The sequence below is a fragment of the Actinomadura sp. BRA 177 genome (assembly GCF_013372625.1).
In the GTDB taxonomy this organism is placed as follows: domain Bacteria; phylum Actinomycetota; class Actinomycetes; order Streptosporangiales; family Streptosporangiaceae; genus Spirillospora.
Genome location: NZ_JABXFD010000235.1, coordinates 1 through 5749, shown reverse-complemented (window position 1 = coordinate 5749; position 5749 = coordinate 1). Strand labels below are relative to the sequence as shown.

General features: G+C 74.9%; 6 protein-coding genes. 4 read left to right on the top strand and 2 right to left on the bottom strand.

Annotation, left to right across the window (positions count from 1 at the left end; all coding sequences use genetic code 11):
• The 4 genes from HUX53_RS09325 to ligA all read left to right on the top strand — a co-directional run.
• A partial coding sequence (locus HUX53_RS09325) for a WS/DGAT domain-containing protein (RefSeq protein ID WP_176402754.1) occupies positions 1-355 on the top strand: 355 nt, incomplete at its 5' end.
• Positions 355-1245 (top strand): DMT family transporter, encoded by an 891-nt coding sequence (locus tag HUX53_RS09320; protein WP_176402753.1) that lies wholly within the window; start codon positions 355-357, stop codon positions 1243-1245. The genes HUX53_RS09325 and HUX53_RS09320, both read left to right, overlap by 1 nt.
• Positions 1246-1255: 10 nt before the next feature.
• Complete coding sequence (locus HUX53_RS09315; RefSeq protein WP_176402752.1) at positions 1256-2155, top strand: alpha/beta hydrolase family protein; 900 nt, start codon at positions 1256-1258, stop codon at positions 2153-2155.
• A gap of 39 nt (positions 2156-2194) precedes the next feature.
• Positions 2195-4261 (top strand): NAD-dependent DNA ligase LigA, encoded by a 2067-nt coding sequence (gene ligA / locus HUX53_RS09310; RefSeq protein WP_176402751.1) that lies wholly within the window; start codon positions 2195-2197, stop codon positions 4259-4261.
• A gap of 6 nt (positions 4262-4267) precedes the next feature.
• On the opposite strand, the gene HUX53_RS09305 is transcribed toward ligA, so the two are convergent.
• Positions 4268-5446 (bottom strand): CdaR family transcriptional regulator, encoded by a 1179-nt coding sequence (locus HUX53_RS09305; protein ID WP_176402750.1) that lies wholly within the window; start codon positions 5444-5446, stop codon positions 4268-4270.
• An 80-nt stretch (positions 5447-5526) separates the two neighbouring features.
• Positions 5527-5749 (bottom strand): hypothetical protein (locus HUX53_RS09300; protein ID WP_176402749.1); only part of this gene is annotated, 223 nt, incomplete at its 5' end.

Below are 5749 nucleotides of genomic sequence, written 5' to 3'. Positions count from 1 at the left end.
GCTGATGGGCGCGCTGCCGCCGCCGCTGCACGCCCGCGCGGCCCGCAGCACCTACCGGGCGGGCTTCTTCGGTGGGATCGTTTCCAACATGCCGGGACCACCGCTGCCGATGTCGCTCGTGGGGGCGCGGCTCGGGGACGTCCACCCGATCCTGCCGCTCGCCGACGGTGTGCCGTTCGCCGTGGGCGCGCTCAGCTGGAACGGCGCCCTGCACATCTCCGTGACCGCCGAGCCCGGCGTGCTGCCCGAGGGGGCGGCGTTCCCGGACGGCCTGCTGCGCGCCTTCGAGCGCCTCGCCGCGGCGGTCCGCACCGGGAGCGGAGCGGGCAGCGAGGCGCAGAGCGGGACGGCCTGATGGCGTGGTCCGTGGGCTTCGCCCTGCTCGCGGCGTTCCTGTTCGCCGCCGCCGCCGCGCTGCAGTACCGGGCCGCCCGGCGCGCGGTGCACGGCGGCGAGGACGCCGGCGCCGCGCACGGGCTGATCCGGCGGCTGATCCGGGACCCGGTGTGGCTGACCGGGTGGGGGGTGAACCTGGCCGGCTTCTGCACGCAGGCGATCGCCCTGCACTTCGGCTCGACCGCGATCGTCCAGCCGCTGCTGGTCACCCAGCTCGTCTTCACCATCGCGCTCGGCACGGTCGGCACGGGCCGCCGCCCCGCCCGGATGGACCTGCTCGGCGGGGTCGCCGTGTCCGCCGGCCTCGCCGTCCTGTTCACGGTGCCGGGCGCGATCCCGCCGGAGGGCGAGCCGTCCCGGCCGCGGATCTTCGTCGCGGGGCTCATCGCGGCGCCGGTGGTCGTCGTGCTGTCCCGGGCCGCGTGGCTGCGCGCGGGGCCGGTCCGGGCGGCACTGCTCGGCGTCTGCGCGGGGCTGTGCTTCGCCGCCACCGCCGTGCTGATCAAGCTCACCACCGCCGACCTCGTCGACCGCGGCGTCGCCGCCACCGCAGTGGACTGGCCGGGCTACGCGCTCGCGGGCAGCACGCTGCTCGGCCTCGTGCTGGAGCAGCGGGCGTTCGCGGCCGGGTCGCTGCCCGCCGCGATGACCGCGATGACGATGACCAACCCGATCGCCCCCTACCTGGTGGCCGCGTTCGCCTTCGAGACGCTGCCGCCCGGGACCGCCGCCGCGTTCGTCGCCGTCTCGTTCAGCGTCCTGCTGCTCACCGGCGGGGTGGCGCTGCTGTCCCGGTCCGCGCACGCCGCGCGCGGGCACGACGAGCCCCGTACACTCCCGTCATCATGAGGGACCCGGTTTGATCACCCGCCGCGCGCTGCTGCTCGGCGGGCTCGGCGGACTCGGCGCCGTCGCGGCCACCGCCGGCACCGGGTACGCGCTGGTCGAGAACGAGGTGCTGCCCGGCAAGGTCCGCCTCGACCGCGCACTCGGCAGGTGCGGGGACGTCCCGGCGCCGCCCGCCGCGTCCGCCGCCGTCCAGCGAATGACCTGGCGGTCCGCGCACCGGCGCACCACCGTCACGGCCACGATCGTCCCGCCTGCGCAGGGCCGTTCCCTCCGCGGCCTGCCGGTAGCGGTCGCGCTGCACGGCAGCGGTGGCACCGGGGCGAGCGCCGTGTCGAGCCTCGCGCTGGACCACTACCTGCCGCACGCCGTCGCCAACGGCGGCGTCCCTCCGTTCGCCCTTGTCACCGTGGACGGCGGGCCCGATACGTACTGGCATCCCCGCGCGGACGGCGACGACCCCATCGGGATGATCGTGGACGAACTGCTCCCGCGCCTGCGTGAACGCGGTGCCCGGACCGACCGCATCGGCGCGATCGGCTGGTCGATGGGCGGCTACGGCACGCTCGTGCTGACCCGGCGGCTCGGTGCCGGGCGGATGGTCGCCGTGGTCGCCCCGTCCCCGGCTCTGTTCACGTCGTACGAGGACGCGCACTCCACCAACGCCCGCGCCTTCGACGACGCGGCCGACTTCGCCCGCAACGACGTCTTCGCGGCCCTGGACGAGCTGAAGGGCGTCCCGCTCCGCGTCGACTGCGGGACCAGCGACCCGTTCGCCGCCATGGCGCGCAAGTTCCGGGACCGCGTCCACCCGGCGGGCGCGATGGACCCCGGCTGCCACGACGGCGCCTTCTGGCGGCCCCATCTCCGCCCCCAGCTAGCCTTCCTCGGACACCGCCTGGGCGGCGGCTGACGCCCCCGGAATGTCAGTGGGACCAGGGATGATGTGCCCATGACCGAGACACCGGCCCGCACTGACATCGGCGATCAGGCCGCCTACGCCGCCGCCGTCCAGAGCGCCGTCGCCGCGTCCGCGGCCTACTACGGCGAAGGCGACTCGCCGCTCGATGACGACGCCTTCGACCGGCTGGTGCGCGGGATCGCCGCCTACGAGGCCGAGCACCCCGCCGAGGTGCTGCCGGACTCGCCGACGGGCAAGGTCGCCGGGGGAGCGGTCGTCGGGGACGTCCCGCACACCGTGCCGATGCTGAGCCTCGACAACGTGTTCTCGGCCGAGGGCCTGGAGGCGTGGGCGGCGGGCCTGGTCCGCAGGCTCGGCCGCGAGGTCGCGGCGTGGAGCGTGGAGCCGAAGCTGGACGGCCTGGCGATCTCGGCCCGCTATCGCGAAGGGCGGCTCGTCCAGCTGGTCACCCGCGGCGACGGCGCCGCCGGCGAGGACGTCTCGCACGGCATCGGCATGATCACCGGCCTGCCGCGACGGCTGGCCGAGCCGCTCACCGTCGAGCTGCGCGGCGAGGTCCTGATGACGCACGCGCAGTTCGAGGCCGCCAATACCGCGCGGACGGGCGCCGGGGGCACCGCGTTCGCCAACCCGCGCAGCGCCGCCGCCGGCTCCCTGCGCGCCAAGGACCGCCCCTACCAGGTCGAGATGACCTTCTTCGCCTACGGCGCCCTCCCCCTGGACGGCACCGACGACGCGACCGCCGCCCGCCTCCGCGACCTCCCGCACAGCGGGATCATGGAACTCGTCGCCGGGCTCGGCGCGCACACCACCGCCGCGACCCCCGTCCCCGCGCGCACCGCGACCACGATCGAGCGGGTGGGCGAGCGGGTCGAGGAGATCGCCGCGCTCCGCGCCGAGCTGGACTTCGGCATCGACGGCATCGTGGTCAAGGCCGACGCGGCCGCCGACCAGGCCGACGCCGGGGTCTCCTCCCGCGCGCCCCGCTGGGCGATCGCCTACAAGCTGCCCGCCGTCGAGAAGATCACCCGGCTGCTGGACGTCGAGTGGAACGTCGGCCGCACCGGCGTCATCGCGCCCCGCGCCGTCCTGGAGCCCGTCGAGGTGGACGGCTCGACCGTCACCTACGCGACCCTGCACAACGCCGCCGACATCGAGCGGCGCGGCCTGATGATCGGCGACCACGTCACCGTCTACAAGGCCGGGGACGTGATCCCGCGCGTGGAGGCCCCGGTCGTCCACCTGCGCAGCGGCGAGGAACGGCCGATCGCGGTGCCCGCCGCGTGCCCGCGCTGCGGCGACGAGATCGACGCCTCCCAGCAGCGGTGGCGGTGCGTGCGCGGCCGCTCGTGCCATGCCGTGGCGTCCGTCCGGTACGCGGTCGGCCGCGACCAGCTCGACATCGAGGGCCTCGGCGAGAACCGCATCGACCAGCTCGTGGACGCCGGCCTGATCACGGACTTCGCCGACCTGTTCTCCCTCACCCACGACCAGGTCATCGCCCTCGATCGGATGGGGGAGACCAGCACCACCGCGCTGCTCGCCGCCATCGAGGGCGCCAAGGCCAAGCCGCTGAACAAGGTGTTCTGCGCGCTGGGCGTGCGCGGTACCGGCCGGTCGATGTCGCGGCGCATAGCCCGCCACTTCGCCACGATGGACGCGATCCGCGCCGCCGACGCCGACGCGTTCCAGGAGGTCGAGGGCGTAGGCCCGGAACGCGCCACGATCCTGGTCGCCGAGATCGCCGAACTGGCCTGCCTGATCGACAAACTGGTCGCGGCCGACGTCACCATGACCGAACCGGGCGCCGCCGCCCCCACAGACGAGGCCGGGCCGGACACGTCGGACCTTCCGCTCGCCGGACTCTCCATCGTCGCCACCGGCTCGATGTCCGGCCCGCTGGAGGGCCTGTCCCGCAACCAGGTGAACGAACTGATCGAACGCGCCGGCGGCAAGGCCTCCTCCTCGGTCTCCGCCCGCACCTCCCTGCTCGTCGCGGGCGAGAAAGCGGGTTCCAAGAAGACCAAGGCGGAAAAGCTCGGCGTCGAGATCATCACCCCGGAAGACTTCGCCATCCGCGTCACCGCCTTCCTCTGACGTGGGTCAGGCGGTGCGGGCGGTGCGGCCGGTGCGGACCAGCCAGCTGAGCATCAGCATGACGTCCAGGCGGCCGTCCAGGTCGGGGAAGCGGCCGCCGGTCAGTTCGGCGATGCGGCGCAGGCGGTAGCGGACGGTCTGCTCGTGGATGTGCAGGCGTTCTGCCGCGACGACCGCGTTGTCGCCGCACTCCAGATAGGTCAGCAGGGTCTCGGCGAGCGGCTGGCGGCGGGCCGGGGCCAGTTCGAGCAGCGGGCCGAGGACGGCCTCGGCGGCCGCGCCGACCAGCTCGTCCGCGGCGAGGGTGGCCAGCGACGCGATGTGGTCCACGCACCGGACGGGGCCGTCGCAGGGGAGGAGGCCCCGCTCGGCCAGCGTCAGCGCGTGCCGGGCCCAGCGCAGCGAGAGCGCGCCCTGCGCGAGCGGCACGGTCGGGCCGATCGCGGCCGTGCCGAGCCGGCGCAGCACCGGCCACAGCCGGTCCTGGCCGGGGCCCTCCGGGTCGGGCACCACCAGGAACGGGACCGGCGCGTCCCAGTCGGCCAGCACGGCGGGCGGCAGGATCCGCGCGCCGGTGGGCGCGCCGGCCCCCAGCGTGACCAGGGCGATGCTCTTCGGCAGCTCCCAGCGGGCCGCGACCGCCAGTTCGGCGATCGTCTCCGCCGCGGCCGGCGGCTCGGCGACCAGCAGGTCCCGCAGCCGCTCGCGGCGCCGCTCCCGCTCGGTCGCCAGCTGCCCCTGCTGGCGGGCGTACCCCTGCGCGGCGGCGTCGGCGACCCGCGCCAGCAGCATGAACAGCGAGTCGGTCAGCCGGCTCAGCGTCTCCCGCGACCAGCCGAGCCGGTAGGCGTCCTTGATGAACCGCCGGCAGGCGACCTGGCTGCTCACCCGCATCGCGTTCTGCAGGGCGGCGAGGCTGTGGCCCTGCCGGGCCTCCTCCTCGCCGAGCCGCATGTACAGCTCGGTCAGTTTGCGCGCGTCGGCGTTCGGGTGGTCGACGGAGTCGACGAAGAACGCGACGGTGTCGCTGACCGTCCGCTCCACCCGCTGGGCGTACTCGCCGCCGTCGTCGCCCGCGTACTCCGGGACCTGGTCGCGGATCTCCCGCTCCATCTCGTCCACGGCGGCCTGAAGGTGCTGCCGCAGCATTTCCGGCAGCTCGGCGGGCATGGGCCCTTGCGTCATCCGGTGTCCGTTCGGGGGTTCGGGGCTGGACCGCCTCACCCTAGGCAAGAACGGCAACGCTGTCATCACCCGCCCCCCGCTCACCGCCGGGCGGCGGTCAGGACCGCGCGGGTTGCGGGGCGGCGGCCGGCGGTGGGCAGGTCCGCCGGCGTGGCCGGCGTGTGCGTCCCGTCCGAGGCGGCCACGGTCGCCGTCACCGTTGTTAGCGCCTGCCGGAGCGCCGCCGACCCTTCCGCGACTTGCTCGGCGGCGTCCGCCAGCTGGAGACGACCGGGCCCGAGGATCTCTCGCTCATATGCGTTC

What these genes read in the sequence shown, in the direction of transcription:
- HUX53_RS09320 (WP_176402753.1), top strand. Translation starts at nt 355, where the DNA reads ATGGCGTGGTCCGTGGGCTTCGCCCTGCTCGCGGCGTTCCTGTTCGCC.
- ligA (WP_176402751.1), top strand. Translation starts at nt 2,195, where the DNA reads ATGACCGAGACACCGGCCCGCACTGACATCGGCGATCAGGCCGCCTAC.
- HUX53_RS09305 (WP_176402750.1), bottom strand. Translation starts at nt 5,446, where the DNA reads ATGACGCAAGGGCCCATGCCCGCCGAGCTGCCGGAAATGCTGCGGCAG.